Annotated in this window: 25 protein-coding genes; 21 read left to right on the top strand and 4 right to left on the bottom strand. The window is 67.6% G+C overall.

The window, feature by feature from the left end; translation table 11 throughout:
- The first annotated feature begins 3 nt into the window (after positions 1-3).
- The 9 genes from ACWPXK_RS09320 (at position 4) to narI (ending at position 11,302) form a co-directional block, all read left to right on the top strand.
- A complete protein-coding gene (locus ACWPXK_RS09320) occupies positions 4-174 on the top strand; it encodes a hypothetical protein (RefSeq protein WP_445092706.1) in 171 nt (56 codons plus the stop codon).
- 153 nt (positions 175-327) lie between these two features.
- The gene (locus tag ACWPXK_RS09315) at positions 328-678 is read left to right on the top strand and encodes a DUF1330 domain-containing protein (RefSeq protein ID WP_454195657.1); all 351 of its coding nucleotides are present in this window, start codon (positions 328-330) and stop codon (positions 676-678) included.
- Positions 679-757: 79 nt separating this feature from the next.
- A complete protein-coding gene (gene mtnA, locus ACWPXK_RS09310) occupies positions 758-2,404 on the top strand; it encodes an S-methyl-5-thioribose-1-phosphate isomerase (protein ID WP_454195656.1) in 1,647 nt (548 codons plus the stop codon).
- Positions 2,401-2,976, top strand: coding sequence for a 1,2-dihydroxy-3-keto-5-methylthiopentene dioxygenase (locus ACWPXK_RS09305; RefSeq protein WP_454195655.1), 576 nt, complete (start codon positions 2,401-2,403; stop codon positions 2,974-2,976). Before mtnA ends, ACWPXK_RS09305 begins: the two co-directional genes overlap by 4 nt.
- Entirely contained in the window at positions 2,973-3,659 is a 687-nt protein-coding gene (mtnC, locus tag ACWPXK_RS09300) for an acireductone synthase (RefSeq protein WP_454195654.1), read from the top strand. The genes ACWPXK_RS09305 and mtnC overlap by 4 nt, the downstream gene beginning before the upstream one ends.
- Before the next feature lie 692 nt (positions 3,660-4,351).
- On the top strand, positions 4,352-8,062 hold the full coding sequence (locus ACWPXK_RS09295) for a nitrate reductase subunit alpha (protein ID WP_454195653.1): 3,711 nt from the start codon (positions 4,352-4,354) through the stop codon (positions 8,060-8,062).
- 71 nt (positions 8,063-8,133) lie between these two features.
- Positions 8,134-9,870: a nitrate reductase subunit beta gene (gene narH / locus ACWPXK_RS09290; protein ID WP_454196402.1), complete on the top strand. Its 1,737-nt coding sequence runs from the start codon at positions 8,134-8,136 to the stop codon at positions 9,868-9,870.
- Positions 9,867-10,547 (top strand): nitrate reductase molybdenum cofactor assembly chaperone, encoded by a 681-nt coding sequence (narJ, locus tag ACWPXK_RS09285; protein WP_454195652.1) that lies wholly within the window; start codon positions 9,867-9,869, stop codon positions 10,545-10,547. Before narH ends, narJ begins: the two co-directional genes overlap by 4 nt.
- Entirely contained in the window at positions 10,544-11,302 is a 759-nt protein-coding gene (gene narI / locus ACWPXK_RS09280) for a respiratory nitrate reductase subunit gamma (RefSeq protein WP_454195651.1), read from the top strand. The genes narJ and narI overlap by 4 nt, the downstream gene beginning before the upstream one ends.
- 63 nt (positions 11,303-11,365) lie before the next feature.
- On the opposite strand, the gene ACWPXK_RS09275 is transcribed toward narI, so the two are convergent.
- Entirely contained in the window at positions 11,366-11,821 is a 456-nt protein-coding gene (locus ACWPXK_RS09275; protein ID WP_454195650.1) for a VOC family protein, read from the bottom strand.
- Between the two features lie 326 nt (positions 11,822-12,147).
- Between ACWPXK_RS09275 and ACWPXK_RS09270 the strand changes: the two genes are divergently transcribed.
- The 10 genes from ACWPXK_RS09270 to ACWPXK_RS09225 are packed head-to-tail and all read left to right on the top strand — an operon-like array spanning position 12,148 to position 17,593.
- The gene (locus ACWPXK_RS09270; protein WP_454195649.1) at positions 12,148-12,822 is read left to right on the top strand and encodes a hypothetical protein; all 675 of its coding nucleotides are present in this window, start codon (positions 12,148-12,150) and stop codon (positions 12,820-12,822) included.
- Between the two features lie 5 nt (positions 12,823-12,827).
- Positions 12,828-14,093 (top strand): SRPBCC family protein, encoded by a 1,266-nt coding sequence (locus ACWPXK_RS09265; protein ID WP_454195648.1) that lies wholly within the window; start codon positions 12,828-12,830, stop codon positions 14,091-14,093.
- Complete coding sequence (gene gvpJ / locus ACWPXK_RS09260) at positions 14,090-14,494, top strand: gas vesicle protein GvpJ (protein ID WP_454195647.1); 405 nt, start codon at positions 14,090-14,092, stop codon at positions 14,492-14,494. Before ACWPXK_RS09265 ends, gvpJ begins: the two co-directional genes overlap by 4 nt.
- Positions 14,491-15,294, top strand: a complete 804-nt coding sequence (locus tag ACWPXK_RS09255; protein ID WP_454195646.1) for a GvpL/GvpF family gas vesicle protein — start codon at positions 14,491-14,493, stop codon at positions 15,292-15,294. The genes gvpJ and ACWPXK_RS09255 overlap by 4 nt, the downstream gene beginning before the upstream one ends.
- 1 nt (position 15,295) lies before the next feature.
- Positions 15,296-15,553, top strand: a complete 258-nt coding sequence (locus ACWPXK_RS09250) for a gas vesicle protein GvpG (protein WP_454195645.1) — start codon at positions 15,296-15,298, stop codon at positions 15,551-15,553.
- 6 nt (positions 15,554-15,559) lie between these two features.
- Positions 15,560-15,895: a gas vesicle protein GvpO gene (gvpO, locus tag ACWPXK_RS09245; RefSeq protein ID WP_454195644.1), complete on the top strand. Its 336-nt coding sequence runs from the start codon at positions 15,560-15,562 to the stop codon at positions 15,893-15,895.
- Positions 15,892-16,278, top strand: a complete 387-nt coding sequence (locus ACWPXK_RS09240) for a gas vesicle protein (RefSeq protein ID WP_454195643.1) — start codon at positions 15,892-15,894, stop codon at positions 16,276-16,278. Before gvpO ends, ACWPXK_RS09240 begins: the two co-directional genes overlap by 4 nt.
- Positions 16,271-17,065: a GvpL/GvpF family gas vesicle protein gene (locus tag ACWPXK_RS09235; RefSeq protein ID WP_454195642.1), complete on the top strand. Its 795-nt coding sequence runs from the start codon at positions 16,271-16,273 to the stop codon at positions 17,063-17,065. The genes ACWPXK_RS09240 and ACWPXK_RS09235 overlap by 8 nt, the downstream gene beginning before the upstream one ends.
- The gene (locus ACWPXK_RS09230) at positions 17,062-17,295 is read left to right on the top strand and encodes a gas vesicle protein (RefSeq protein ID WP_454195641.1); all 234 of its coding nucleotides are present in this window, start codon (positions 17,062-17,064) and stop codon (positions 17,293-17,295) included. The genes ACWPXK_RS09235 and ACWPXK_RS09230 overlap by 4 nt, the downstream gene beginning before the upstream one ends.
- On the top strand, positions 17,288-17,593 hold the full coding sequence (locus tag ACWPXK_RS09225) for a gas vesicle protein K (RefSeq protein ID WP_454195640.1): 306 nt from the start codon (positions 17,288-17,290) through the stop codon (positions 17,591-17,593). The genes ACWPXK_RS09230 and ACWPXK_RS09225 overlap by 8 nt, the downstream gene beginning before the upstream one ends.
- A gap of 117 nt (positions 17,594-17,710) precedes the next feature.
- On the opposite strand, the gene ACWPXK_RS09220 is transcribed toward ACWPXK_RS09225, so the two are convergent.
- On the bottom strand, positions 17,711-18,958 hold the full coding sequence (locus tag ACWPXK_RS09220; RefSeq protein WP_454195639.1) for a cytochrome P450: 1,248 nt from the start codon (positions 18,956-18,958) through the stop codon (positions 17,711-17,713).
- Between the two features lie 224 nt (positions 18,959-19,182).
- On the opposite strand from ACWPXK_RS09220, the gene ACWPXK_RS09215 reads away from it, so the two are divergent.
- Positions 19,183-20,886: a metallophosphoesterase gene (locus tag ACWPXK_RS09215; protein WP_454195638.1), complete on the top strand. Its 1,704-nt coding sequence runs from the start codon at positions 19,183-19,185 to the stop codon at positions 20,884-20,886.
- 6 nt (positions 20,887-20,892) lie between these two features.
- Here ACWPXK_RS09215 and ACWPXK_RS09210 read toward each other — a convergent pair whose 3' ends face one another.
- Positions 20,893-21,231, bottom strand: a complete 339-nt coding sequence (locus ACWPXK_RS09210) for a TfoX/Sxy family protein (RefSeq protein ID WP_454195637.1) — start codon at positions 21,229-21,231, stop codon at positions 20,893-20,895.
- 263 nt (positions 21,232-21,494) lie between these two features.
- Here ACWPXK_RS09210 and ACWPXK_RS09205 point away from each other — a divergent pair, with 263 nt between their 5' ends.
- Complete coding sequence (locus ACWPXK_RS09205; protein WP_454195636.1) at positions 21,495-23,960, top strand: hypothetical protein; 2,466 nt, start codon at positions 21,495-21,497, stop codon at positions 23,958-23,960.
- Between the two features lie 99 nt (positions 23,961-24,059).
- Here the strand turns inward: ACWPXK_RS09205 and ACWPXK_RS09200 are convergent, their stop codons facing one another.
- On the bottom strand, positions 24,060-25,037 hold the full coding sequence (locus ACWPXK_RS09200) for an alpha/beta hydrolase (RefSeq protein WP_454195635.1): 978 nt from the start codon (positions 25,035-25,037) through the stop codon (positions 24,060-24,062).
- Between the last annotated feature and the right edge of the window lie 28 nt (positions 25,038-25,065).

Genomic DNA, 25,065 nt, shown 5'->3' with positions numbered 1-25,065 from the left:
GAGATGGCTGAAAAGTCGAAGAAAACGCCTAAGAAAATGCCGAAGCAGATGCCGAGGCAGCAGCAGCAACAGCGCCAGGAGCAGGGCATGCCCGAAGGCGCGAACCCGGAAAGCCGTCGCGGCAGCAAGCCCGAGGCCGACCGGCGCGGCGAGCAGGACCGTCGCTACAGCTGATCTGCGCCACGACGCGCCGCCGGTCCCCTCTCCTCCCGGGGCCGGCGGCCGCGGTCTGTTCGCCGCTTACCACGGAGGTAATTGCCGCCCCGCGCAGCGCGGACCTACGGTCGGTTCGACGCCATCCCCGGCATCATCGAACGAAGGAACGCCATGCCCGCCTATGGCTTCGCCCACCTGCGCAATCGCAGGCCCCACCCCGACATTCTGGAGTACCTGGAGCGCATCCAGGCCACGTTGGACCCGTTCGGCGGTCGTTTCGTCATCCACGGACCCCCGGCGGAGGTCGTGGAAGGCAACTGGCCCGGCAGCATGGTGCTGATCGAGTTCCCCGGCATGACCGAGGCGCGGGAGTGGTACGACTCGCCCGCCTACCAGGAGATCCTGCCGCTGCGCGCCGATCACATCGACGGCGACCTGCTGCTGATCGAGGGCGTCGGCCCCGACTACGACCCGCGCGAACGCGCCGCGAAGCTGCGCGCCGACGCGCCTGGGGCAGCCTGACGCGATTGCGGGCCATCCAGCGCCGTCCGATACCGTTGACCAGGCACGACCCTGCTCGACGCGATGAAGGATGCGCCTGATGGACGACAGCTCTCTGCTCTGGGACGACGGTGCGCTCGTCACCATCGACCAGCGCGGACTGCCGCAGGAGGTGCGTGAACTGCGGCTGAGCACGGTCGATCAAGTCATCGACGCGATCATGACACTGGCCATCCGCGGCGCGCCCGCCATCGGCATCGCAGGCGCGTTCGGCGTAGTCATCGCCACCGCCGCCCACACTGTCGCGGGCGTGGTCGACGAGGCGGCGGTGCAGGCCGAGGCCGATCGGATCGCCGCCGCGCGCCCGACCGCCGTCAACCTGGCCTGGGCGGTGCGGCGGGTCCGCGCGAAGGTGGCCGAGGGCGCGGACGCGGTGCTCGCCGAAACGCTGGACATGCTGGCCGAGGACGGCCGGGTCAATCGGGCCGCCGCCACCAACGCCGCCGACTTGGTGCAGCGTCTGTGCCCCGACCGGCCGCTGCGGGTGCTCACGCACTGCAACACCGGCAGGCTCGCGACCAGCGCGTTCGGCACCGCCATCGGCACGCTGCGGGTGCTGTCGGAGCGCGGCGCGATCGCGCAGGTCTTGGTCGGCGAGACCCGCCCGCTGTTACAGGGCGCGCGCCTGACCACTTGGGAACTGGCCGAGGCGGGCATCCCGCACCGGCTGACCATCGACTCCGCCGCCGCATGGGCGATGGCGACCGGGCAGGTCGACTGCGTGCTGGTCGGCGCCGACCGGGTCACCGCCAACGGCGACGTCGCCAACAAGATCGGCACCTACGGTCTGGCGCTGGCCGCCCGGCACCACGGCATCCCGTTCGTCGTGGTCGCCCCGGAGTCGACCCGCGACCCGGATATGGCCACCGGACGCGAGATCGTCGTGGAGGAACGCGCGGCGCATGAGGTAACCGGATTCGGCGGTGTGGCAACAGCTCCCGCGCAGACCGAGGTCTTCAATCCGGCGTTCGACGTGACGCCGGGCGAGCTGGTGACCGCGGTCGTCACGGAGAACGGCGTGGTGTACCGCAGCGATCCTTCCCACGGCACAGCGATCGCGGACATCGCCCGGGAGCTCTACCGGCGCGGGTGGATGCCGGGCACGGCGGGCAATATCTCGGTGCGCACCGGCACGACCGCCGTCGTCACCGGCAGCGGGCTGTCCAAAGGCGAACTCACCGAGCGCGACATGGTGACCGTGCGGGTCGCGGATTCGGCGCCGGTGTCCGACCATGGGCGCAAACCGTCGGCGGAGACCACAATCCACACCGCCGTCTACCGGACCCGCTCCGCCCAAGCCGTGGTCCACATCCATCCGCCGTTCGCCACCGCGTTGGCCACCCGCTCGGCGGTGCCCGGCGCGCCGACCACTCTTCGGATCACCGACTACGAGCTGATCAAAGGGCTCGGCGGCAGTGATCCGGCCGTCGCGGACATCCCCGTGTTCCCGAACTGGCCCGACGTGCCGCGCATCGGAGCCGACATCGAGCGCTACCTCCTCGACCACCCCGGCGCTCTCCCGGTCCTGTTCATCGCCGGGCACGGGATCACCGCCTGGGGGGATAATCTCCCCCAGGCGCGTGATCGCGCCGAATGCCTGGAAGCGTTGTGCGAGCTGGTGTCCCGCACCGGCAGTCCGGCGGCGTTCGGCGCGCGCGACGACATTCTCGAGATTGGACTGACATGACCCTGCTGCAGGTGATGGCCGCCGAGAACGCGGCCGACGTGCGCGTCCGCACCACCGACGACGAAGTGATCGGCACCGAACTGGCCCGGCACGGCATCACGTTCGGCCGCTGGCCGGTGGTCGAGAAGGCCGCGTCCGTGTCCTCCGAGGACCTGCTCGCCCACTACACGAGCAACGTCGCCGAGCTGAACGAGTCCGGGCGCTACAAGCACATCGACATCGCCCGCATCCACCCAGACGACACCGACCCGAACTGGCCGGAGGTCGCCAAGGGCGCGCGCGGGAAGTTCCTCGACGAGCATCGGCACGCCGAGGACGAGGTGCGCTTCTTCGCCGCTGGACGCGGCTGCTTCTACCTCCATCTCGGCCATGAAGTTCTCGCGGTGGTCTGCGAAGGCGGCGACCTGCTCTCGGTCCCCGCGGGCACGCTGCACTGGTTCGACATGGGCGAGCGCCCGGATTTCATCGCCATCCGCTTCTTCGAGGAGGAGGACGGCTGGGTCGGCGACTTCACCGGCGACAAGATCAGCGCGGGCTTCCCCACCCTCGACGAGCTGCTGACCGCGTCGTGACCGGCGCCGTCGTCGTCGACATCGAGGGCACCACCAGCCCCACCGCCGCGGTCCGCGAAGACCTGTACGGCTACACCCGGCAATGGCTTCCGGCGTGGCTGGCCGAGAACAGCGCCACCGCCGCGGCGCCCGTGCTGGCCGCGACCAGAGAGCTGGCCGGGCGACCGGACGCCGACCCCGCCGAGGTCGCCGCGATCCTGCGCGAGTGGCTGGACTCGGACGTGAAGGCCGAGCCGCTCAAGACCGCCCAGGGCCTCATCTGCGCGGAGGGTTTCCGCAGCGCAGCGCTGTACGGCGAGTTCTTCCCCGATGTGCCGCCCGCGCTCGCCGCGTGGCATGCCGCGGGCTTCGCGCTGTATGTCTACTCGTCGGGATCGATACGCAACCAACAGGATTGGTTCGCCTTCGCGCGCGGCGGCAGTCTGTCCGGGTTGATCAGCGGGTACTTCGATCTGTCCACGGCAGGCGGCAAACGCGAATCTGCTTCGTACGACAAGATCGCGAGCGCCATCGGCGTACCGTCCGAGCGCATCCTGTTCCTGTCCGACCACCCGGACGAACTCGACGCCGCCGTCGCCGCGGGCTGGCGGGTGATCGGGCTGGCCCGTCCCGGCGAGCCCAATCCCCCACGGCCACCGCACCATTGGGTCGATACGTTCGCCGACATCGATCCCGCTGCCTGAGCCGGATCCCCGCCGGATTCCTCCGGCGCGCATGACTTCGCGGCCCCGCGCCAGAGACGCGCAGACTCGGGCCCGCACTGGAGTCGATCGACGCGGCACGCAATGCATCGGTCGGCAAAGTCTGCGCTCGATCGAAGGACATCGCCGAGGCACCCCTCAGCGGACCCGACCCGAGCAGAGGTTCGGACCTATCGCATGCCGAGGGACAGCCGAACTGGATGCCCTCGTCAGCACGCCGTTTCCCTGGCTCGAACCCGCCCCGGTCCGGTCGCGCTTTCCGTATGCTATTTCCGATCATTCGCAAACTCTCCGCGAATTGTGATCCAGGCAACTCGACGCGGCCGGGAAACCACTGGGGAAGCGACCGAAAACAACTGAAACGAGCACCGCCGAAGCACGTTCAGTTGTGTTAACAAATGTAAAGCGCCAGAGAACCAGTCGTTTCCAAAGCATCACCGTCCCCGCGGCGACCGACCCCCTCGGACCCGCTTCAGGCCAGGTCATCGCCTATCCGCCCTGGTCGCCTCACCGGGCGCACCCCGTTCGCGCCGCGCGGGGATGACCACCACGTTGCGCCGATCTCACAACTCACCACATGCCGGAATGGGCTGTGAGAGAGTTGTTTGGCGAGCCGTCGACGTCTCCTTACAGTCGAAACATCAGCCCGATTTGCACAGCTCGAAGGGGACGTCGTGGTTAATTCGCGTACCCGGGGTCGCGTATCCTCCGCCCCGGCCACCGACGCCGGGGACGCCCTCCTGCGGCTGGGGAAATACTTCCACCGGGGCGAGGTGTCGGCCGATCAGCGGACGCTGCACAAGGTCGGCGGTCGCAGTGCCGACGAGTTCTACCGGGACCGCTGGTCGCACGACAAGGTGGTGCGCTCGACGCACGGCGTGAACTGCACCGGATCGTGCTCCTGGAAGATCTACGTCAAAGACGGTGTGATCACCTGGGAATCGCAGCAGACCGACTACCCGTCCGTCGGCGCCGACAAGCCGGAGTACGAGCCCCGCGGCTGTCCCCGCGGCGCGTCCTTCTCCTGGTACACCTACTCACCCGCCCGGGTTCGCTACCCCTACGTGCGCGGCACGCTGCTGGAGTTGTACCGGGAAGCCAAGTCCCGGCTGAAGGACCCGGTGCTGGCCTGGGGCGAGATCGTCGAAGACCCCGAGAAGGCGCGCAGCTACAAGGCCGCACGCGGCAAGGGCGGATTCGTCCGCGCCGAATGGTGGGAGGCGGCCGAAATCGCCGCCGCGGCACACGTCTACACGATCAAGCAGTACGGACCGGACCGGGTCGCCGGGTTCTCGCCGATTCCGGCCATGTCGATGGTCAGCCATGCCGTCGGCGCCCGGTTCATCTCCCTGCTCGGCGGCTCCATGCTGTCGTTCTACGACTGGTACGCCGACCTGCCGGTGGCCTCGCCGCAGGTGTTCGGCGACCAGACCGACGTGCCGGAGTCCGCCGACTGGTTCGACGCGGGCTACCTCATCATGTGGGGCTCCAACGTGCCGGTCACCCGGACGCCGGACGCGCACTACATGACCGAGGCGCGCTACCGCGGCCAGAAAGTGGTGGTGGTCTCTCCCGACTACGCCGACAACACCAAGTTCGCCGACGAGTGGGTGCCCGCGCGTCCCGGCACCGACGCGGCCTTGGCCATGGCGATGGGCCACGTGGTGCTCGAGGAGTTCTTCGTCAAGAAATCGACACCGCGATTCCTCGACTACGTCAAGCGCTACACCGACCTGCCGTTCCTCATCACGCTGGACGAGCGCGACGGGACGTACGTGCCCGGAAAGTTCCTCACCGCGGCCGACCTCGGCCACACCGGCGAGAACGTGCAGTTCCAGACGGTGCTGCTGAATGACGAGGCCCAGCCGGTGGTGCCCAACGGGTCGCTCGGCCATCGCTTCGGCGACGCGGGCGCGGGCAAGTGGAACCTCGACCTCGGGGACGTCGATCCCCTGCTGACTCTGTACGGCCGCACCGACGACGCTGCGGCCGTACAGGTTCCCCGCTTCGACAGCGACACTCCCGGCGTCCTCACCCGCGGTGTGCCGACCACGACGGTCGCGGGCAAGCGCGTGACCACGGTCTTCGATCTGCTGCTGGCCCAGTACGGCGTCGGCCGCGACGGCCTGCCCGGCACCTGGCCGAGCGGCTACGACGACGCGGCCGAGCCTTACACCCCGGCCTGGCAGGAGGCCATCACCGGCGTGCCCGCCGTGCAGGCCCAGCGCATCGCGCGGGAGTTCGCCGACAACGCCGACCGCTCCGGCGGACGGTCGATGATCCTGATGGGCGCTGGTACCAACCACTGGTTCCACTCCGACCAGATCTACCGCGCGTTCTTCACCCTGACCCTGCTGACCGGCTGCCAGGGCGTGAACGGCGGCGGCTGGGCGCATTACGTCGGCCAGGAGAAGTGCCGCCCGGTCACCGGATGGTCCACGCTGGCCTTCGGGCTGGACTGGCAGCGTCCGCCGCGGCAGATGCAGGGCACGGTGTTCTGGTATCTGACCAACGACCAGTGGCGCTACGACCCGTTCACCGCGGAGTCGTTCGCCTCCCCGCTGGGCGCCGGGAAGTTCGCCGGTCGCACGGCCGCCGACAATATCGCGCTGGCCACCCGGCTGGGCTGGATGCCGAGCTACCCGACTTTCGACCGCAATCCGCTCGACCTGGTGGACGAGGCCGAGGCCGCGGGCAAGACCGCGCCCGAGCACGTGGTGGACGGGCTGAAGTCCGGCGACCTGCGGTTCGCCTGCGAGGACCCGGACGCGCCGGAGAACTTCCCGCGCTGCCTGACCGTGTGGCGGGCGAACCTGCTCGGCTCCTCCGGCAAGGGCAACGAATACTTCCAGCGCCACCTGCTCGGCGCCGACTCCAACTTGCAGACCACCGATGCCACCGGCGTCCGGCCGCAAGAGCTGACCTGGCGCGAGACCGCCGCCACCGGCAAGCTGGACCTGCTGTTGTCGCTGGACTTCCGGATGACCAGCACCACGCTGTTCTCCGACATCGTGCTGCCCGCCGCCACCTGGTACGAGAAGCACGACCTGTCCTCCACCGACATGCACCCGTTCGTGCACGCCTTCTCCCCGGCCATCTCGCCGCCGTGGGAGGCGAAGACCGACTTCGACGCCTTCCACCGGATCGCGCGCGGCTTCTCCTGGATGGCCGAGAAGCACCTGGGCAAGCGCAAGGACATCGTGGCCGTGCCGCTACAGCACGATTCGCCGGACGCCACCGCGCAGGCGGGCGGGCGCGTGCTGGACTGGAAAGCCGGTGAGTGCGAGCCGATTCCGGGCAAGACCATGCCGAAGCTGGTGGTCGTCGAACGCGACTACCCGAAGCTCGCGGAGAAGATGGCCGCGCTCGGGCCGCTGATCGACACGCTCGGCGTCACCACCAAGGGCATCACCACCTACCCCGACCAGGAGGTCGAGTACCTCGCCGGGGTGAACGGCACCGTGGTGTCCGGCGTCGCGCAGGGACGCCCGTCGCTGGCCAAGGACACGCACGCGGCCGAGGCGATCCTCGCGCTGTCGGGCACCACCAACGGCAGGCTCGCGGTGGAGGGCTTCCACGCGCTGGAACGCCGCACCGGCACCAAGCTGGCCGACCTGGCCGCCGAGCACGAGGGCAAGCGGATCTCCTTCGCCGACACCCAGGCTCGCCCGGTACCCGTGATCACCTCGCCGGAGTGGTCGGGCAGCGAGACCGGCGGACGCAGGTACTCGCCGTTCACCATCAACACCGAGCGGCTCAAGCCCTGGCACACGCTGACCGGACGGCAGCACTTCTACCTCGACCACGACTGGATGATCGAGCTCGGCGAGCAGCTGCCGATCTTCCGCCCGCCGCTGGACATGACGGCGCTGTTCCGCGAGCCCTCGGTGGGCGAGATCGGCGAGCAGGGCGTCACCGTGCGCTACCTGACGCCGCACTCGAAGTGGTCGATCCACTCCGCCTATCAGGACAACCTGCACATGCTGACGCTCTCCCGCGGTGGGCAGACGATCTGGATGTCCGACCGCGACGCCGCGAAAATCGGTGTGGCGGATAATGATTGGATCGAGGCGATCAACCGCAACGGCATCGTGGTCGCCCGTGCCATCGTCAGCCACCGGATGCCGGAGGGCACGGTGTTCATGTACCACGCCCAGGACCGCGCGGTGGACGTGCCGCGCATCGAGGGCATCGGCGAGGACACCAAGGGCCGCGGCAAGCGCGGCGGCATCCACAACGCGCTCACCCGCATCATGATCAAGCCCTCGCATCTCATCGGCGGCTACGCGCAGCAGTCCTTCGCACTGAACTACCACGGCCCCACCGGAAATCAGCGCGACGAGGTCACCACGATCCGCAAACGCTCGCAGAAAGTGGAGTACTGACATGAGTCCGACGAGGTCACCACGCTCTGTCCGTAGACGTTCGCAGGAAGTGGAGTACTGACATGCGAGTCATGGCACAGCTGGCCATGGTGATGAACCTGGACAAGTGCATCGGCTGCCACACCTGCTCGGTCACCTGCAAGCAGGCGTGGACCAACCGCGGCGGCACCGAGTACGTCTGGTTCAACAACGTGGAAACCCGTCCCGGACAGGGCTACCCGCGGCAGTACCAGGATCAGGAGAAGTGGAAGGGCGGCTGGACGCTGAACAAGCGCGGCAAGCTCACCCTCAAGTCCGGGTCTCGGCTGAAGCGGCTGCTGAACATCTTCGCCAACCCGGACCTGCCCACGGTCGAGGACTACTACGAGCCGTGGAGCTACGACTACGACAACCTGCTGTCCTCGCCGCCCACCGACACCACGCCGGTCGCCCGCCCGAAATCGCTGATCACCGGCCAGGATACGAACGTCACGTGGGGCGCCAACTGGGATGACGACCTGGGCTCCGGCCCCGAGCAGGTCGGCAAGGACCCGCTGCTGGCGAAGCTCTCGAACCAGGTGAAGCTGGAGTTCGAAGAGACCTTCATGTTCTACCTGCCGCGGATCTGCGAGCACTGCCTGAACCCGTCGTGCGCGGCCTCCTGCCCCTCCGGCGCGATCTACAAGCGCGCCGAGGACGGCATCGTGCTGGTCGACCAGGACAAGTGCCGCGGCTGGCGGCAGTGCGTGTCGGGCTGCCCGTACAAGAAGATCTACTTCAACCACAAGACGGGCAAGGCGGAGAAGTGCACCTTCTGCTACCCGCGCGTGGAAGTCGGCATGCCGACGGTGTGCTCGGAGACCTGCGTCGGACGGCTGCGCTACATCGGCGTCATGCTCTACGACGCCGACGCCGTGCTGGAGGCCGCGTCGGTCACCGAGGACAAGGATCTCTACCCGTCCCAGCTCGGGGTGTTCCTCAACCCGCACGACCCGCGCGTGGTCGCGGAGGCGGAGCGGGCCGGGATCTCGCCGGAATGGATTCAGGCGGCCCAGGATTCGCCGGTCTACAAGCTGATCGTGGACTACCAGATCGCGCTGCCGCTGCATCCTGAGTACCGCACCATGCCGATGGTCTGGTATGTGCCGCCGCTGTCACCGGTGGTGGACGTGCTCACCGAGACCGGGCACGACGGCGAGAACGTATCGAACCTCTTCGGCGCCATCGACGCGCTGCGTATCCCGGTGGAATACCTGGCCGAGCTGTTCACCGCGGGCGATGTGGGGCCGGTGCGCGCGTCGTTGCAGCGCCTGGCGGCGATGCGCTCGTTCATGCGCTCGGTGAACCTCGGCGAGGAGCCCGATCCCTCGATCGCACCGTCGGTGCGGCTGGAGCCGGAGGAGATCGAGGCGATGTACCGGCTGCTGGCCATCGCCAAGTACGAGCACCGGTATGTCATCCCGACCGGCGCGGGAGCCCGTGCGCACGAACTGGATTCGCTCGCCACCGGGTGCAGCCTGGACACCGACGGCGGACCGGGCATGACGGCGTTCGACCAGATGGTGGAGAAGTTCCACCTCACCGACAGCAACGGCGCGGCGCCGGAGGAGAAGTCGTCCCGGATCAACTTGTTGAACTGGGACGGCAAGAGCACCGAAGGCCTGGTGCCGACCAACGGCGAGCACAACGGGCACGCGAGCAACGGTGTTCCGGCCGATGGCTCGACAAACGGCCGGCCCACCAATGGCTCGGGCATCGGCGTGGTCGCGAATGGCGACAGCGCCCTCGCCGATGACCCGACCTCCACGCCCAGCGGGGCAGGCCGATGAGCCTGCTGAAGCTGCGCCGCCGCCCGGAACCGTCCGTCGAGCTCGCCCAACGCGACCGGCAGCTGGTCTGGCGGATCGCCGCGCTGCTGCTGGACTACCCGAGCGAGCAGACGCTCGCCATGGTCGGCCAATTGGCCACCGCGGTAGCGGAATTGCCGGACGAGGTGCGCGCCCAGCTGAGCGAATGCCTCGACTACCTGCGGACGACCCCACCGCTGGAGCTCGCGGCCGCCTACGTCGAGACCTTCGACATGCGCCGCCGCGCCAGCCTGCACCTGACCTTCTACGCCTACGGCGACACCCGTAAGCGCGGGATGGCGCTGTTGCGGTTCAAGCACGCCTACCGGCACGCCGGTGTGGAACTCGGCGACGAAGAACTGCCCGACCATCTGCCGGTGCTGCTGGAGTTCGCCGCCACCGTCGATCCGATCGGCGGTGAGCGACTGCTCGGCGAGCACGTTCCGGTGCTGGAGCTGCTGCGACTTTCGCTGTCCGACAGTGGTTCTCCGTATGCCGGGGTGCTCGCCGCGGTAGGGGCGACGCTGCCGCCGCCCACTACCGCCGACCGGCGACGCATCGCCGAACTCGCGGCGCAAGGACCGCCGGAGGAAGAGGTCGGGCTGGAGCCCTTCGCGATGGACCCCTCCCTGTTCGACGGATCGGAAGGCCGACGATGAACGCATCCCCGAATCTGCCGACCTCGCTGTGGCTGATCCTGCCGTACATCGCGTTCACCTCGTTCGCGCTCGGGCACCTGTGGCGCTACCGCAACGATCAGTTCGGCTGGACCACCCGCTCCTCGCAGATCTACGAGAGCCGTCTGCTGCGCTTGGGCAGCCCGCTGTTCCACTTCGGCATGGTCGGGGTGTTCGGCGGTCATGTGCTCGGCGTGCTGATCCCGGAGTCGTGGACCGCCGCGGTCGGGATCTCCGAGCACACCTACCACGTCATCGCGGTCGGAGCGGGTTCGGTGGCCGGTCTCGCCGTGCTGGCCGGGGTCGCCATCCTGCTCTACCGGCGCATCACGGTCCCCGCCGTCCGCAAGGCCACCACCGGCAACGACAAGCTGATGTACGTGCTGCTGGCCGCGGCGCTGATCACCGGACTGCTCAACACCTGGGGCAGCAACCTGCTGTGGGGCACCTACAACTACCGCGAGACCGTCTCCCCCTGGTTCCGCAGCCTGTTCACCCTCAGCCCCCAACCCGAGCTCATGGTGGACACCCCGTGGACCTTCCAGCTGCACGGGCTGGTCGTGCTCGCGCTGATCGGGTTGTGGCCCTACACCCGGTTGGTGCACATGTTCAGCGCGCCGGTCGGGTATCTGGTGCGGCCGTACGTGGTGTACCGCAGCAAGGAATACGACGCTCTCGACAAGCGCCGCTACGCCCGCGCCTGGGAGGCGCCGGTCACGCCCGAGCGCTGGCGCTGACCGACGCCGTCGCGCCACGCGAATACCCGCCCGGCCATCGTCGTCCGGGCGGGTTTTCGTGTGTCAGGCGTTGTCGTACGCGTCCTGCAAGGCCTTGACGTCCAGCTTGGACATCGTGCGCAGGGCGGTGCCGACGGCGATGGTCTTGGCGGGGTCGTCTCCGCTCATCAGCTTCGGCAGCGCCGAGGGCACCACCTGCCAGGACAGGCCGTAGCGGTCGGTGAGCCAGCCGCACGGGCCGGGCGTCCCGCCGCCGGAGGTGAGGGCGTCCCACAGCCGATCGACCTCGTCCTGGGTATCCACGATCACCTGCAACGACGCCGCGTCGGTGAGCGGATGGCCCGGTCCGCCGTTCATCAGCGTGACCGCTTGACCGTCCAGGTCGAGCGAGACGATGAACGCGGAGCCGTCGGAGTTGCGCGAGATGTCGACCACGCGCGAGTTCGGAAGGACCGAGGCGTAGAAAGCACCGGCTTCCTCGGCGCCGCTCTCGAACCAGAAGAACGTATTGACGGACATGATGTGCTCCTTGTGGGTTGCTGTGTGTCCTGCTGTCACCCCTTGGTCGGAGCCGGCGGCACGGTTTCGACGTAGCTCGCGAACTTTCTCGAGAAATATTTTCGACCCCGTCGACGACATCGAGCACTCATAAGTCGCTGGTAGACATCACGCAATCGGATCGAGCGGACTTTTCGCAGGCAGCACGTGCCTCTCAGGCGGTAACCCAGCGTGCGCTGGGAGGTTTGGGTAGTGCGATGTGGTCTAACCCGCACGTGGGGCACAGAGGACCTCGGCTGCCTCCTTGTCTCTGTGCAGCGGCAGCCGAAGGCAAGCAAGGAGTGATGATGAAGGGCGGAGCGAAGATAGCTTTAGGGGTGGGTGCCGGGTATCTGCTGGGCCGCACGCGCAAGATGCGCTTGGCGTTGTCGCTGGCGGGCGCGGCGATGGCCAGGCGGTCTTCCGGCGGGCCAACCCAAGAATTGCTGGAGCGTGGGACGTCCCTGCTCAAATCGTCGCCGGAGCTGGCCGGGATCACCGAAACGGTCCGTGAGGAGTTGATGGGCGCCGTGCGGGCTGCGGCGGTCACCGCCGCGAGCAACCGCATCGATGCGTTGAACGCCCGCCTGCAACGGCAGGCCGCGATGCCCGAGACGGTCGAAGAACCACGAGACGAGACCCCGGACACCGACGAAGAAGAGTACCCGGAGGAGACGACCGAGGACGAGGAGCAGGGGTACGCCGACGAGGACATCGAGGACGAGTACCCGGCGGAAGAAGAGGACGAGTATCCGGAAGAAGAAGGAGAGACGGAGGAGGACGAGTCCGAGGAGAGTCAGGACGAGTCCGAGGAGTCCCGGGCGCCTACCCGGGCACGCCGGACCTCGTCTCCCACCCGGCGCCGTACCGGTGAGCCCCGCTCCAGGAGATCGGGTGCACCGGATCGGACGACGGCGTCGCCTCGTCGGCAGCGGATTCGCGCCGAGGCCGAGCAAGCGCCCATACGGCGCACGGGGAGGTGAGTCCGATGGCGTCGAGATCTCTGTCGGATGCAGCGGACAAGGTAGGCAAGACCGCCGTCCGCACTACGGGTAAGGCAGGCGAGACCGCCGTCCGCACTACGGGTAAGGCAGGCAAGACGGCCGCCCGCGCTACGGAGAGAGTGGGCAAGACCGCTGGACGCGCCGCGGGAAAGGCAGGCACGACCGCTGGACGCACCGCGGGAAAGGCAGGCACGACCGCCACCCGCGCAGCGGGCCGGGCGAGCGGAGTCGCGACCCACGCCGGCGCGACGGCCCAGAAGACGGTTCGGGAGGCCACCCCGGCAGGCCACTTGCAGCAATCACTGCAGACCCTGGCCGGAACCGTGGTCGACCGCGCTCTCGCCGGAGTCTCCGACAAAGTGTCGGGCACGGCCGACCGCCTCACCGATTACGCCGAAGGACGCGGGAGCCTCCTGTCGGCGGTGACCGGGGTGGAGAAGCTCGCAGGTGGAGCGTCGCCGATGAAGGCGGCCATGAGCGCTGGGCTGGCGCAGGTCACGCACACGCTCCAAGACAAGCTCCAGGAAGCCAAGGAGAACCTGACAGGTGGGAAGGAGAAGGGCGCCGGAGGCAAGAAACTGAAATTGACCAACATCGTCGAGCAGATCGACGTCGGTGTTCCGATCGACCTCGCCTACGACCAGTGGACGCAGTTCGCGGACTTCCCGAAGTTCATGAAGAAGGTCGAGCAGGTCGAGCAGGTATCCGACGAGAAGCTGGCGTGGACCGCCAAGGTGTTCTGGTCCAAGCGGTCCTGGGAGTCCACCATCGTGGAGCAGGTGCCGTACGAGCGGATCGTGTGGCGCTCCAAGGGTCACAAGGGCTATATCGACGGCGCGGTGACCTTCCATGAGCTCACGCCGGACCTGACCCGCATCATCATGGTGCTCGAGTATCACCCCGGCGGCCTGTTCGAGAAGACCGCCGATCTGTGGCATGCGGTCGGCCGCCGCGCCCGTTTGGAACTCAAGCATTTCGAACGGCATGTGATGACCCAGAGCGCACTGCACCCGGACGACATCGAGGGGTGGCACGGCGAGATCCACGACAGCAAGGTCGTCAAGGACGACGAGGCCGCCCGCCGCGAGGAGCGGGACAACGCCGAAGACGAAGACACCGAAACCGAATACGACGTGCGGGACGAGGAAGAGGCCGAGGACGAGGAACCCGAGCCACGCCGTCGACCCGCGACCCAGCACCGCAGCACCGCCGCACGCCGACAGAGTGACAGGCAAGGAGACCGGACATGACAATCGAACCCGTAGGTGGCGGAGGTGGCGGCGCAGGCACGATGGCGCGCCCGAGCTCGTCCAGCTTGGCCGACGTCATCGATACGATTCTCGACAAAGGGCTGGTCATCGACGCGTTCGTGCGCGTGTCGCTGGTCGGCATCGAACTTGTGACCGTCGACGCCAGGGTCGTCGTGGCCAGCGTCGACACGTATCTACGCTTCGCCGACGCCGTCAACCGGCTCGAACTCGGCACTGAGCCGAAGGGCCTTTCGGATCTGGTCGGCGACGTCACCAGCGGCGCCGCGAAGCACAAGACGAAGGGCGCGCTCGAGGCCGCGGGCGAGAAGGTCTTGGGCTTCCTCAACGAGGTCGAGGACAAGCGCCAGCCCGTGAGCCGGCCCAGGCGCAAGGAGGAATGATGGCCACTCAGCACGCAACCGAAGCACGGGAAACCGAGAGCGGTCGGCGCACCGGCGTATACGTCTACGGCATCGTGCCCGCCGACGTGGAGCCGGAGCAGGACGCCGCTGGTGTCAGCGACCCCCCGAGCACCATCGACGTGGTGCGGCACGGCGAGATCGCCGCGCTGGTCAGTGCCGTCCCGGTCGATCGGCGGTTCGGCACACCCGATGACCTGACCGCGCACGCGCGGCTGCTCGACGGTGCGGCAGCCGTCGCTCCGGTGCTGCCGCTGCGGTTCGGAGCGGTCATGTCCGATCCCGAGGCGGTGAAAAAGGAGCTGCTCGAGGCGCACAACGACGAGTTCCGCGCCGCGCTCGAGGAGCTAGAGGGCCGAGCGCAGTTCGTGATCAAAGGACGCTACGTCGAGGGCACCATCCTGCGGGAGGTGCTCGACGAGAACGCCGAGGCAGCGCGGCTGCGGGACGAGATCCGCGACAAGCCGGAGGACGCCACCCGGAACGAGCGGATCGCCCTGGGCGAGATCATCAATCAGGCGATCACGGCCAAACGCACGGAGGACACCCGCCGGATGACCACCCTGCTCGAGCCGCTCACATCCCTGGTCAACCAGCGCGAACCCAGCCATGAAGAGGACGCGGTGCACGTCGCGGTTCTTCTCGAACTATCCCGGCAGCGTGAATTGGAGGAGGCGCTGACTCAACTCGCCGAGGGGGAATGGGAAGGGCGCGTTGAGGTGAGCCTGCTCGGCCCGATGGCGGCGTACGACTTCGTGACGAAGCGAGCGCCGGAGGGCTGACATGGGCTTGCTCTCGTCGATTCTCACGCTGCCGATCGCTCCCGTCCGTGGCGTGATCTGGCTGGCTGAAGTGATCCAGGATCAGGTCGAACAGCAGCTGCGGGATCCGGCCACCATGCGGCGCGAACTGGAGGCGATCGACGAAGCCGCGGCGGCCGGCCAGCTGTCCGAAGAAGAGCGGAAACAAGCGCAGCAAGCGGTCATCGATCGCATGATCCAGCCGCCCGGCGACACGACGTCGACCGATCGGAAGGAGTGACCTCGCGTGAGCCGCAATACGACATCGGAAGACTCCGAGGACGTCCACTCCGAATCGGATGAGCCGCCGCTGGCCGCGCCGAAAGCCGCCGCGGCGGTGGCGACCGAGCGTCTGCTGGAGCTGACCGCGAAGCAGGCGGAGGGAGTCACCTCCATGGAGCCGACGGAGGCCGGCTGGCTGCTGGAGATCGAGGTGCTCGAGGACCGCCGCATCCCCTCGTCGGCGGACATGCTGGCGCTCTACGAGGTGGAGATCGACATGGACGGGAATCTGCTGGCCTACCGCAGAACCCGGCGTTATTCCCGCGGCAGCACCGACATCGGCCGAAGGGATCTGCGATGACGGTGGTCGGAGGCGGGTCGTCGGCGCCGATGCCCTACGAGGGTGGGCGTCAATCGACGAACCTCGGCGACATTCTGGAGCGGGTCCTCGACAAGGGCTTGGTGATCGCGGGCGACATCCAGGTGAATCTGCTCGACATCGAACTTCTCACCATCAAGCTGCGATTGGTCATCGCGTCGTTGGAGACGGCCAAGTCGGTGGGCATCGACTGGTGGGAGACCGATCCCTGGCTCAACAGCAAGGCCCGTAGCCTCGAGCGGCAGGATCACGACCTCGAACTCGAGAACCGGAAGCTCCGCGAGCGGATCGCGGAACTGGAAGCCACGGGCGAAAGGCGCAAATCCCTCGAACGCGAACCGAGGGAAGCGAGGGGACGTGACTGACGGCGTCGGCGTGTGGCTGTACGCGGTGACGACCGCCGGAAACATCGCCGAGGAGCTGGGCGAGATAACCGGGGTGGCGGGCGAACCGGTGCGGGCTGTGCTCTCGGACGGCTTGGCGGCCGTGGTCGGTACGGTGCCGCTCGAGGTTTTCGGGGAGGAGCCGCTGCGCCGGAACCTGGAGGATCTGACCTGGCTGGAGGCGACGGCCAGGGCGCACGACGCCGTCGTCTCGGCCGTGGTACGCCGAGGCCCGGCCGTCCCGCTGCGCCTGGCCACCATGTTCCGCGACGACGATCGGGTACGCGAGATGCTCGATGAACGGCGAGCGGACTTCGATTCGGCGCTGACCCTGGTGAGCGGCCGGACGGAGTGGGGTGTGAAGGCGTACGGCGACCGCGCCGCACTCGTCTCCGCCGTCGCCGACGCCGCGAGCCGCGACGAGGGCGGTGGAAGGGGAACGGGCACAGCGTATCTGGCGCGCCGACGCGCACAGCTGGCCGCACAGGAAACCGTCGAACGCGACGCCGCGCTGCGCGCCGACGAGATCCATGCGCGTCTGGTCCGGTACGCCGCCGCCGGCCGCCGTCAACCGGCGACGGACCCGGCGCTGACCGGCCGCCGGGAGTGGATGGTGCTCAATGGCACCTATCTGGTGGACGACGATCGCGCGGACGATTTCACGGCGATGGTCGACGAGCTCGGTAAAGAATTCCCCGGCATCCGGCTCGAGCTCACCGGTCCGTGGCCACCGTATTCGTTTGCCGGAGTGGAACGGGAGCCGACATGAGACACGTCGCCCAGAACGTCGACGGCGAGCGCCGCGTCGCGCTCGTCGACCTGCTGGACCGGGTGCTGGCCGGTGGGGTGGTCATCACCGGCGACATCCGGCTCTCCATCGCTGACGTCGACATGGTCCAGATCTCGCTGCGAGCCCTCATCTCCTCCATCAGCGCCCTGTCCACTCCCGCGCTGGAACCCTCGGCACACGGCGCGCTGGAGCCGCCCCCAGATGACTGAATTCGGCGGCATCCCACCCCGTATCGACACCGATCCCGAATCGGTCGAGCGTGGGCTGGTCACACTCGTCCTCACGTTGGTAGAGCTGCTGCGGCAACTGATGGAGCGGCAGGCGCTGCGCCGCGTGGAGGAAGGCGACCTGAGCGACGCCCAGATCGAGCGAATCGGCACCACCTTGATGCTGCTCGAGCAACGCATGGACGAACTACGCGACCATTTCGGCCTCACCCCCGAGGATCTCAACATCGACCTGGGCCCGTTGGGCACCCTGCTCCCCCAATACCCGGATGAACGCTGAACGCTCCACGGCGAAATTCGTAGCCGCCCAACCTCTTCGACATACGTCATCGCGTCCGGTGAGCCAGTCGATCGCCCTCGGCGCGGGTGCCGGTTCGAACAGCTCGGAACGTTTCACTCAGAGCTGCGGAGAAGGGGTGAACGCGACCGGCAGAGCCGCCAAGGCCCGGTGGAAGGGGCCAGGCCGCCAGGTCGGTGCGCCGGTTGGTAGGTCAAGCCGCATCTCGGGCAGCGCATCGAGAAGTTGATCGATGGCCTCCTGAGCGATCAGGTAGGACAGGGATCGGGCGGGGCAGGCGTGTGGTCCGAGGCCCCATGCCAGATGCGAGCGATTGCCGGTCTGATCCTTGGCCCGGATTGCGGGGTCGTTGTTGCAGGCGGTCATGCTGACGAGGACCGGCTGGTGCGCGGGCAGCCAGACGTCGTCGACGAGGATCGGCTGCCTGGGGTAGGTGATCAACATGTTGGCCAGCGGCGGGTCGTTGAACAAGAGCTCGTCGAGGGCGTCGCGGGTGGACAGGCTCCCGCCCAGGACAGTTGCGCCGAACCGGTTGTCGGTGAGGATCAGCAGCAGGGTGTTGACGATCAGGTTCAGTTGCACCTCGATCCCCGCACCGTAGAAGCTCACCACCTGGTGGACCATCTCCAGCTCATCGAGTTCGGCTGGATGCTGTAGTAGCAGCGTGGTGACGTCGTTACCAGGTTCGCCCCGTTTCAAGGTCACCATTTCCAGAATCGCCTCGCTGAGCATGGCGTTGCCCTTCTCGGCCTCGATGCCCTCGAAGATCGCGGCCATACCGGCGGCGACCCGGCCACCTATCTCCGGCGGGCAGCCGAGCATGGCATTGACGACCTCGAACGTCAGCGGGAAGGCGTACTGACTGATCAGGTCGGCCGTACCGGCCTGGCAGAAGCCGTTGATCAGCGGGATGGCGATCTTCTGCACAGTGGCTTGGATACCGTACAGATTTACCTGATCAATGCTCGCGGTGATGGCCTGCCGGTAGCGCAGCAAGTCCACCCCGGCGTTTCTACTCCCGGTGGGGCGCCACTCCATGATCGGAAGGACCGGGCAGTCGGCGGGGATGTTCTTCTGCCAAGTACGGGGATCGGCCGGAAAGTGCTCAGGATCGTTGAGGATCCGCAGCGCGGTGTGATAGCCGATCACCAAGGTGGCCGGCACGCCTGGCGCCAGCTCCACCGGTACCAAAGATCCGTACTGCCTCCGCATTTCACGGTAGACACGGTGCGGATCGACGGCGAACTCGGGTGAATGCATCGACACCCGCGAGTCGACCGAACCGATCGGCGAGCCGTGGACGACCGGACAGGATGGGGCATGCGCCGGGAACTCGGGCGTGCTCAAAAGGAACTCCAGACCATTCGCGTGTACTGCCGGATCCCCCCGATCACAATGCCGTTCAGCTTGTCTGTCTACCAAAGGCGAGCCGCTGATGCCAGTTGAGCGGGCCCACAACACCTTCCGCATCGACACGTGGCCGCGCCGGGGGCACCGCCCGTCCTGTCTTCCCGCACATGGTGTGGGTGGCGAGTTGCCCGGGTGCGCCGCGCCCGTACAGCATCAGCGGTATGCCGTCCACTCCGCTGAATCCAGCAGGCGACATTCCCGACACCGGAATTCCCGGCCGTCTCGCCACCGACATGACGATGACCGAGCAGTACGAATGGCACCGCGCCTATCTGCGCCGCCATCCGGTGTCGCGGCGCAACATCCTGCGTGGCGCCGCGGCGGCAGCGGCCGTGGCCGCGGTCGGCGCCGCGCCATTCGGCAGTCGCGCCTACGCCGAGGAGGCTCAGCTCGCGGTCGGCGGACGGCGGGTGGCGTTCGGCCCGGACGCGGCGAGTCAACTGCGTTTCGCGGCACAGCTGTCGCGGCGACCTGCGGGCGCGACGGTGTATCTGGACCACGGACCCACGCCGGCGCTGGGCGCGACGGTCGAGGCCGAGGTGCGCAATCTGCTCACCCAGGTGCCCACGGCCGATGGCGGAGTGCTCGCGGCCGAACAGTTCTACGTCCACGCGCCGGTGGACGGCCTCGCGGGCCGGGTGCCGCACTTCTACCGCTGGCGCACCTCCGACGGTTTCGTCGGCGACATCCGCGCCGCCGCGCCCGCGATGCCCACCAGCCGGGCCGCGATTCTGCCGTTCCGCTTCACCATGATGGGCGACCAGGGCACCGACGAGACGCCCGCACTGCCGGACGGCGTCGCACCCGGCGACTACGACGACAAGTACTACAAGGCCGACAACGATCCGGCCGCACCGCACGCGACCAACGTGCTGCGCCAGATCGCAGCGGCCCGGCCGGATTTCCACATCCTCGCAGGCGACATCGCCTATGCCGACCCGTCCGGCAAGGGCAAGCCGGGGCAGTTCGTCGCGCACGGCGCGCACCCGTCGAGCGGGTTCGACAAGTACAACCCGTACGTGTGGGATGTCTACTTCAACGCCATCGAGCCCAGCGCCGCCCAGACCCCATGGATGTTCACCACCGGCAACCACGATATGGAAGCCACCTACGGCGACCACGGCTACCGCGGACATCTGGCGCGGCTCGACTTCCCCGGCAACGGCCCCGCGGGCTGTCCATCGGCGTACTCGTTCACCTACGGGAATGTCGCGGTACTCTCGCTGGACGCCAACGACGTGTCCTACGAGATTCGCGCCAATTCCGGCTATTCCGGTGGAGCGCAGACGGGTTGGGTGGAGCGTGCGCTGGCCGGCTACCGCGCCGACCCCGATATCGACTTCATCGTCTGCTTCTTCCACCACTGCGCGTATTCGACCACCGAGGCGCACGCCAGCGACGGCGGCGTGCGCGACGCTTGGGTCGGGTTGTTCGACCGCTATCAGGTGGACCTGGTGCTGCAGGGGCACAACCACGTCTACGAGCGCACCGACCCGATCCGTGCGGGAAACACGACGAAGGTCGCGGGCGACAATTCGATCGTCTACCCGGAGACCGACGGAACCGTCTACTACACCGTGGGCGGCGGCGGACGTCCACGCTACGAATTCCAGCCGGGTTCGCCGGAGTCCTTCCGCGGCAACGAACTACCCGACACCACGGTGCCGAACAGCTACGTGTGGACGCCCGGCGGCGGCAAACAGGACGAGGCCGCGCCGTGGTCGCGGGTGCGCTTCCGCAACTACTCGTTCCTGCGCGTCGACGTCCGGCCCGGCGTCTTCGCCAGCGAGATGGACGTGGTCGCGGTCGACGAATACGGCCGCGAATTCGACCGGGTGCTCTTCCGTCGCCTGGTCCGGTCCTGAGGCAGGCTACTTCTTCTTTTTCGCCGGGAGGGTCCGGGCGTAGGCGACACCGCGCTCGACCCATTCCCGCAGGACTTCGTCGTCGTCGGTCGCCGCGGCGGTGACATGCAGCCAGCCGACCATCTCGCGTCCGCCCATGACCATGGGCTCGACCGACTCGCTGAGCAGCCGTTCGCCCTCGTCCCGGCCGACCCGGACCAGCAGGCCGCCCTGACGGCTGGCCGCGACCGCCATATTGCCGCCGATCAGGAACGCCAGGCCACCGAACATCTTCTTCTCGGTGAGTTCCGGCCCCGGCACGATCAGTTCTCGGATCCGCTCGGCCAACTCTTCGTCGTATGCCATAGCGGCATTGTTCCCCCTCGGTACGACAGGCAGGCTCAGGCCCGCTGACTCGACTGTTCGGTTGTGAGCGGCCGGACTCGGTAGTGTGCGCCGAATCCAGGCAGTTGGGACCGCACGTCTTCCGTCCGGCCGAGAACCTCGCCCGCAGATCTGCAAACCAAGCGGCCGATCGGTATCCGAATCAGCCTGCACCACAGAGTATTTGGCTCTCCATGCCCGGCACACCTGCCCAAGGTGCTTACGTACATTCCCGAGCCGCATGGATGTCACCGGACGTTCAAGCGGATGTTTCCGTACCTGTCTGTAATACACGGCGTGAGACCGGGGCGCGGAGTGTCATTACCGCTCGCGCACAGCCAGTTTCAGGACTCGCAGTCGACCGCGCTCCCAGAACCGGGACGAAGGACTCTTCCGTGCACATCTGCTCCCCGGTGGTGCTATCACGCACTGTCAGCCGCAGTTCATCCAAGCGGCATTCGGTTCGAGTTCCGGGCCAGTTCCGCCGAACCCGATATGCACATCGCGCCGGTGTGCCGGGCCGGTGGTTGCGCTCGGGCGCGAGCGCTCGGCGGCGGGCAACCTGGCTCGTTCTGATCGCCTTCGCGCTTTTCGTATTTCCCGGCTTCGTCGGTGCGATGGCCGTTGCCCAGGACGCCGCGGGTACGACGGCCCAGGTATCCGGGATCGACGGGCTCAGCTGGATGAATATCCGTGACTCCTCGGGAATTCCGCTGTCCGATTATCGGTTCGCGACCGGCGACGAAAGCCTGTTCAAGCCTCGCGCCACCGTCCTGTGGGCCGTGCTGGGCTTGGAATTCATCGGCTACATAGCCATTGTGACGACCGCGATCTGGTTGATCGGCTACGCGTTGAGCTTCCGGTGGCTGGACATGTTCAGTGCGGCGTTGCGTGGCGTGGCCGATGCTCTGGCGGCGCAGCTCGCGACGCCCATCATGCTGGTCACCGCGGCGACCATCGGCGCGTTCTGCGTCGCTTGGTTCATCGTGCGCGGCTACCACGCGAAGGCCACCATGCAGGTGGTGACGATGATGGGGGTGGCAGTACTCGGGCCGGTGTTCCTGGCCGAGCCTCTGGCGGATGTGCTGTCCTCGGACGGGTTGCTGGCGCAGGGCCGCGATCTGGGGATCTCCGTGGCGGCCGGCTTGAACGGGAACGCCAACCCGAATCCGGGCCAACTGGTGGCGACCATGCAGAGCGATCTGGCCGACAATTTCGCCCGTCAGCCGCTGCAAGTGTGGAATTTCGGACATACCGTCGACGCGCGGCCGGCCTGCCGGTCGGCATGGTCGGCTGGGGTGGCGGCCGGCGACGACGGCCGGGTGATCAGCGGCATGAAGTCATGCGGAGACGCCGCCGCGTACGCGAAGGCCGAGAATCCCACCATGGGGCAGGTCGCCACCGGGCTCATGCTGTTGATCTGTGGCGGCATCCTTTTGGTATTCGCGATGTACCTCGGACTCAAGGTGATCAAGGCCGCGCTGGACACGATCTATCACGGGATCATGTCGATATTCGGCTTCGCCGCGGGCGGATTCGTGTACGGCCCGACCCAGACGTTCCTGGTCCGCAACCTCGTGGACGGCTTCGTCGCGGCGGCACGGATGACGGCGTACACCATCTTCCTCGGTGTCTACGTACTGTTCATGGGCAACCTGTTCGCGCAAGCTCGCGGCCAGGTCATGGCGGTGATCATCATCGCGGGCACGGTCGAGATCGTCGCCGTCTTCCAGCTGAAACGACTCAGCAGCGGCCTGTCCCGCGGCAACGACTGGATCGCCAACCGATTCTCCCTGGCGATCCAGGGCAGCCAGACCAAGTCGTCGAGCAGCAGCGGCCTGGCCCTCGGCATGGGCGGTGGTGGCGGGAAACCCTCGTCCGGTATGGGGTTCGTGAGCACGATCGGCGCACTCAACACCATCAACACCTCGCCCGTGACGGCTTGGCTCGCCGGGGGAACCGTCAATCCGTTGAATCCCTTGGCCAACACACGCAAGAGGATCGAACGGTCCACCAGGAGAATCTTGGCCAGCCGCGAGGAGGGCTACATCGAGCATCAGCTCTCCCGCACGAACTGGCGGGGCGTCGCGGTTACCGCGGCCAGGCAAGCCGGGGGCATGCGCACCCAGCTGGGTGTCTCCCGTGCCCTGAAAGCCCTGCGCGACAACAAGGTACCCGAATCGCGTGTGCATCACGTGCTGCTCGCCTCTGGTGCCGACCACGAGATGGTCAACCATTCGCTGGCCGCGCTTTCAACCCAGGAATCGACGGTGTCGCAGAATCCGTACGGTTTCGCACCGTTGCAGAAGGCGATCGCGACAGCATGGGCCGTGGAAAACCATGTCGGCCACGAGGCGCACGAGGCCTACGCCGCCCAGGCGGTCATCGCGGCGGACAGCTTCGTCCGGCACAGCAACGCGCCTGCCCCGGGCGCCACGATCGACCATGCGTTCGTGCAAAGGGTCGAGAACAACTGGCATTCGGACCGGGCACTGCGGGCGGCGATCACCCCGGACGAGTGGAACGCCGCGGGCCGGGACACCCGCTGGCACATCGGACACCGGGTGGCGACCATGCACCGGGACGCGGCCCAGGCCTACTACGCGAATCCGACCGATATCAACCGCGAAGCCCTGGTGCGATCGGCCAGGCGAGTCGCCAATCTCGATCACCTGGATCCCGAGGGGGGACTCGATCCCTGGAATCCGTGATCAGGCCGGATCTCGACGGTCCGCGCAGGTCCATTGCCGTACCGGATTCGTAACCCGCTCGGTTCGGGCGACCGCCCACCTCGCGGGTGCGATGGCCGATCAGACGCCGAGCGCGGCGGCGAACATCGGCCAGGACTGGTGCACGTCGTCTTGCCAATACGTCCAGGCATGCGTGCCCGCGGGGCGGAGGTTGGTCGTGACCGGGATGCCGAGCGCGTGCAACCGGTCGACGAACTGACGGGTGCAACCGCCGATCACCGTCTCCATGGTCCCGCCGACCAGCAGCCGATCCACCAGGCGAAGGGGGTTGCCGTCGATGCCGGGATCGCCGAGCGTGTCACGCGAACCCGGTGCGCCGGTGCCCGCCGAAACGTAGAGCGCTACGCCGCGCAGCCGTTCCGCCTGCACCGTCGGATCGTTCTCGGCCCAGGCCGGATCGGTCGGCGGGCCCCACATGTTCGCCGCGCTCGCGCCGAACACCGCCAATTGCGAGTTGACGATCGCCTGACCCATCGGATCACTGGTGCGTGGGCACCCGCTATAGGAGCCGACCGCCCGATACAGCCCCGGCGCGGCGATCGCCAAGTTCAACGCCGAGGTCGCCGACATGGAGGTTCCCGCTACAGCGTTGCGGCCGTTCATCCCGAACCTGGCCGCGAGCAGCGGTGGCAGTTCCCTGGTCAGGAAGGTGGTCCACTTGTTGCGGCCGAGTACCGGGTCGTCGTGCAGCCAATCGGTGTAGTAACTGGCCCGCCCGCCCATCGGCACGATCACGTTGACCGGCTTGTCGGCGAAGAATTCGGCGACGTCGGTGCGCCGGGTCCACGGCCCGCCCTCCTCTCCGCCGTCCACGGCGTTCAGCAGGTACAGCGCGGGCGCGCCGGAACCCGGATGCGACAGCCACAACGTGACGGGTCGGCCCATCGCTCCCGACTGGACCACGACTTCGAACTGCCGCCCGCCCAGTGGCCGCACATCGAGAATGGCCGCGTCGGGGTCCGCGGTGGCGGTCGCGGCCGGAACGAGGGCGGCGCCGACGGCGAGGAGGGAAACCAGGCATCGCATGAGCCGGTACATGGGCCGAAGTTCTATCACGGCGCGACCG

It is taken from the genome of Nocardia sp. Marseille-Q1738 (assembly GCF_965283145.1).
Note: the sequence above shows the minus strand (reverse complement) of the source record. Positions and strands in the feature narration are given on the sequence as shown.

What these genes read in the sequence shown, in the direction of transcription:
- ACWPXK_RS09315 (WP_454195657.1), top strand. Translation starts at nt 328, where the DNA reads ATGCCCGCCTATGGCTTCGCCCACCTGCGCAATCGCAGGCCCCACCCC.
- ACWPXK_RS09270 (WP_454195649.1), top strand. Translation starts at nt 12,148, where the DNA reads ATGAAGGGCGGAGCGAAGATAGCTTTAGGGGTGGGTGCCGGGTATCTG.
- gvpJ (WP_454195647.1), top strand. Translation starts at nt 14,090, where the DNA reads ATGACAATCGAACCCGTAGGTGGCGGAGGTGGCGGCGCAGGCACGATG.
- ACWPXK_RS09320 (WP_445092706.1), top strand. Translation starts at nt 4, where the DNA reads ATGGCTGAAAAGTCGAAGAAAACGCCTAAGAAAATGCCGAAGCAGATG.
- ACWPXK_RS09215 (WP_454195638.1), top strand. Translation starts at nt 19,183, where the DNA reads ATGCCGTCCACTCCGCTGAATCCAGCAGGCGACATTCCCGACACCGGA.
- ACWPXK_RS09205 (WP_454195636.1), top strand. Translation starts at nt 21,495, where the DNA reads ATGTCACCGGACGTTCAAGCGGATGTTTCCGTACCTGTCTGTAATACA.
- ACWPXK_RS09250 (WP_454195645.1), top strand. Translation starts at nt 15,296, where the DNA reads ATGGGCTTGCTCTCGTCGATTCTCACGCTGCCGATCGCTCCCGTCCGT.
- ACWPXK_RS09230 (WP_454195641.1), top strand. Translation starts at nt 17,062, where the DNA reads ATGAGACACGTCGCCCAGAACGTCGACGGCGAGCGCCGCGTCGCGCTC.
- ACWPXK_RS09210 (WP_454195637.1), bottom strand. Translation starts at nt 21,231, where the DNA reads ATGGCATACGACGAAGAGTTGGCCGAGCGGATCCGAGAACTGATCGTG.
- narJ (WP_454195652.1), top strand. Translation starts at nt 9,867, where the DNA reads ATGAGCCTGCTGAAGCTGCGCCGCCGCCCGGAACCGTCCGTCGAGCTC.
- mtnA (WP_454195656.1), top strand. Translation starts at nt 758, where the DNA reads ATGGACGACAGCTCTCTGCTCTGGGACGACGGTGCGCTCGTCACCATC.
- narI (WP_454195651.1), top strand. Translation starts at nt 10,544, where the DNA reads ATGAACGCATCCCCGAATCTGCCGACCTCGCTGTGGCTGATCCTGCCG.
- ACWPXK_RS09275 (WP_454195650.1), bottom strand. Translation starts at nt 11,821, where the DNA reads ATGTCCGTCAATACGTTCTTCTGGTTCGAGAGCGGCGCCGAGGAAGCC.
- ACWPXK_RS09200 (WP_454195635.1), bottom strand. Translation starts at nt 25,037, where the DNA reads ATGTACCGGCTCATGCGATGCCTGGTTTCCCTCCTCGCCGTCGGCGCC.
- ACWPXK_RS09255 (WP_454195646.1), top strand. Translation starts at nt 14,491, where the DNA reads ATGATGGCCACTCAGCACGCAACCGAAGCACGGGAAACCGAGAGCGGT.
- ACWPXK_RS09240 (WP_454195643.1), top strand. Translation starts at nt 15,892, where the DNA reads ATGACGGTGGTCGGAGGCGGGTCGTCGGCGCCGATGCCCTACGAGGGT.
- ACWPXK_RS09305 (WP_454195655.1), top strand. Translation starts at nt 2,401, where the DNA reads ATGACCCTGCTGCAGGTGATGGCCGCCGAGAACGCGGCCGACGTGCGC.
- narH (WP_454196402.1), top strand. Translation starts at nt 8,134, where the DNA reads ATGGCACAGCTGGCCATGGTGATGAACCTGGACAAGTGCATCGGCTGC.
- ACWPXK_RS09265 (WP_454195648.1), top strand. Translation starts at nt 12,828, where the DNA reads ATGGCGTCGAGATCTCTGTCGGATGCAGCGGACAAGGTAGGCAAGACC.
- ACWPXK_RS09225 (WP_454195640.1), top strand. Translation starts at nt 17,288, where the DNA reads ATGACTGAATTCGGCGGCATCCCACCCCGTATCGACACCGATCCCGAA.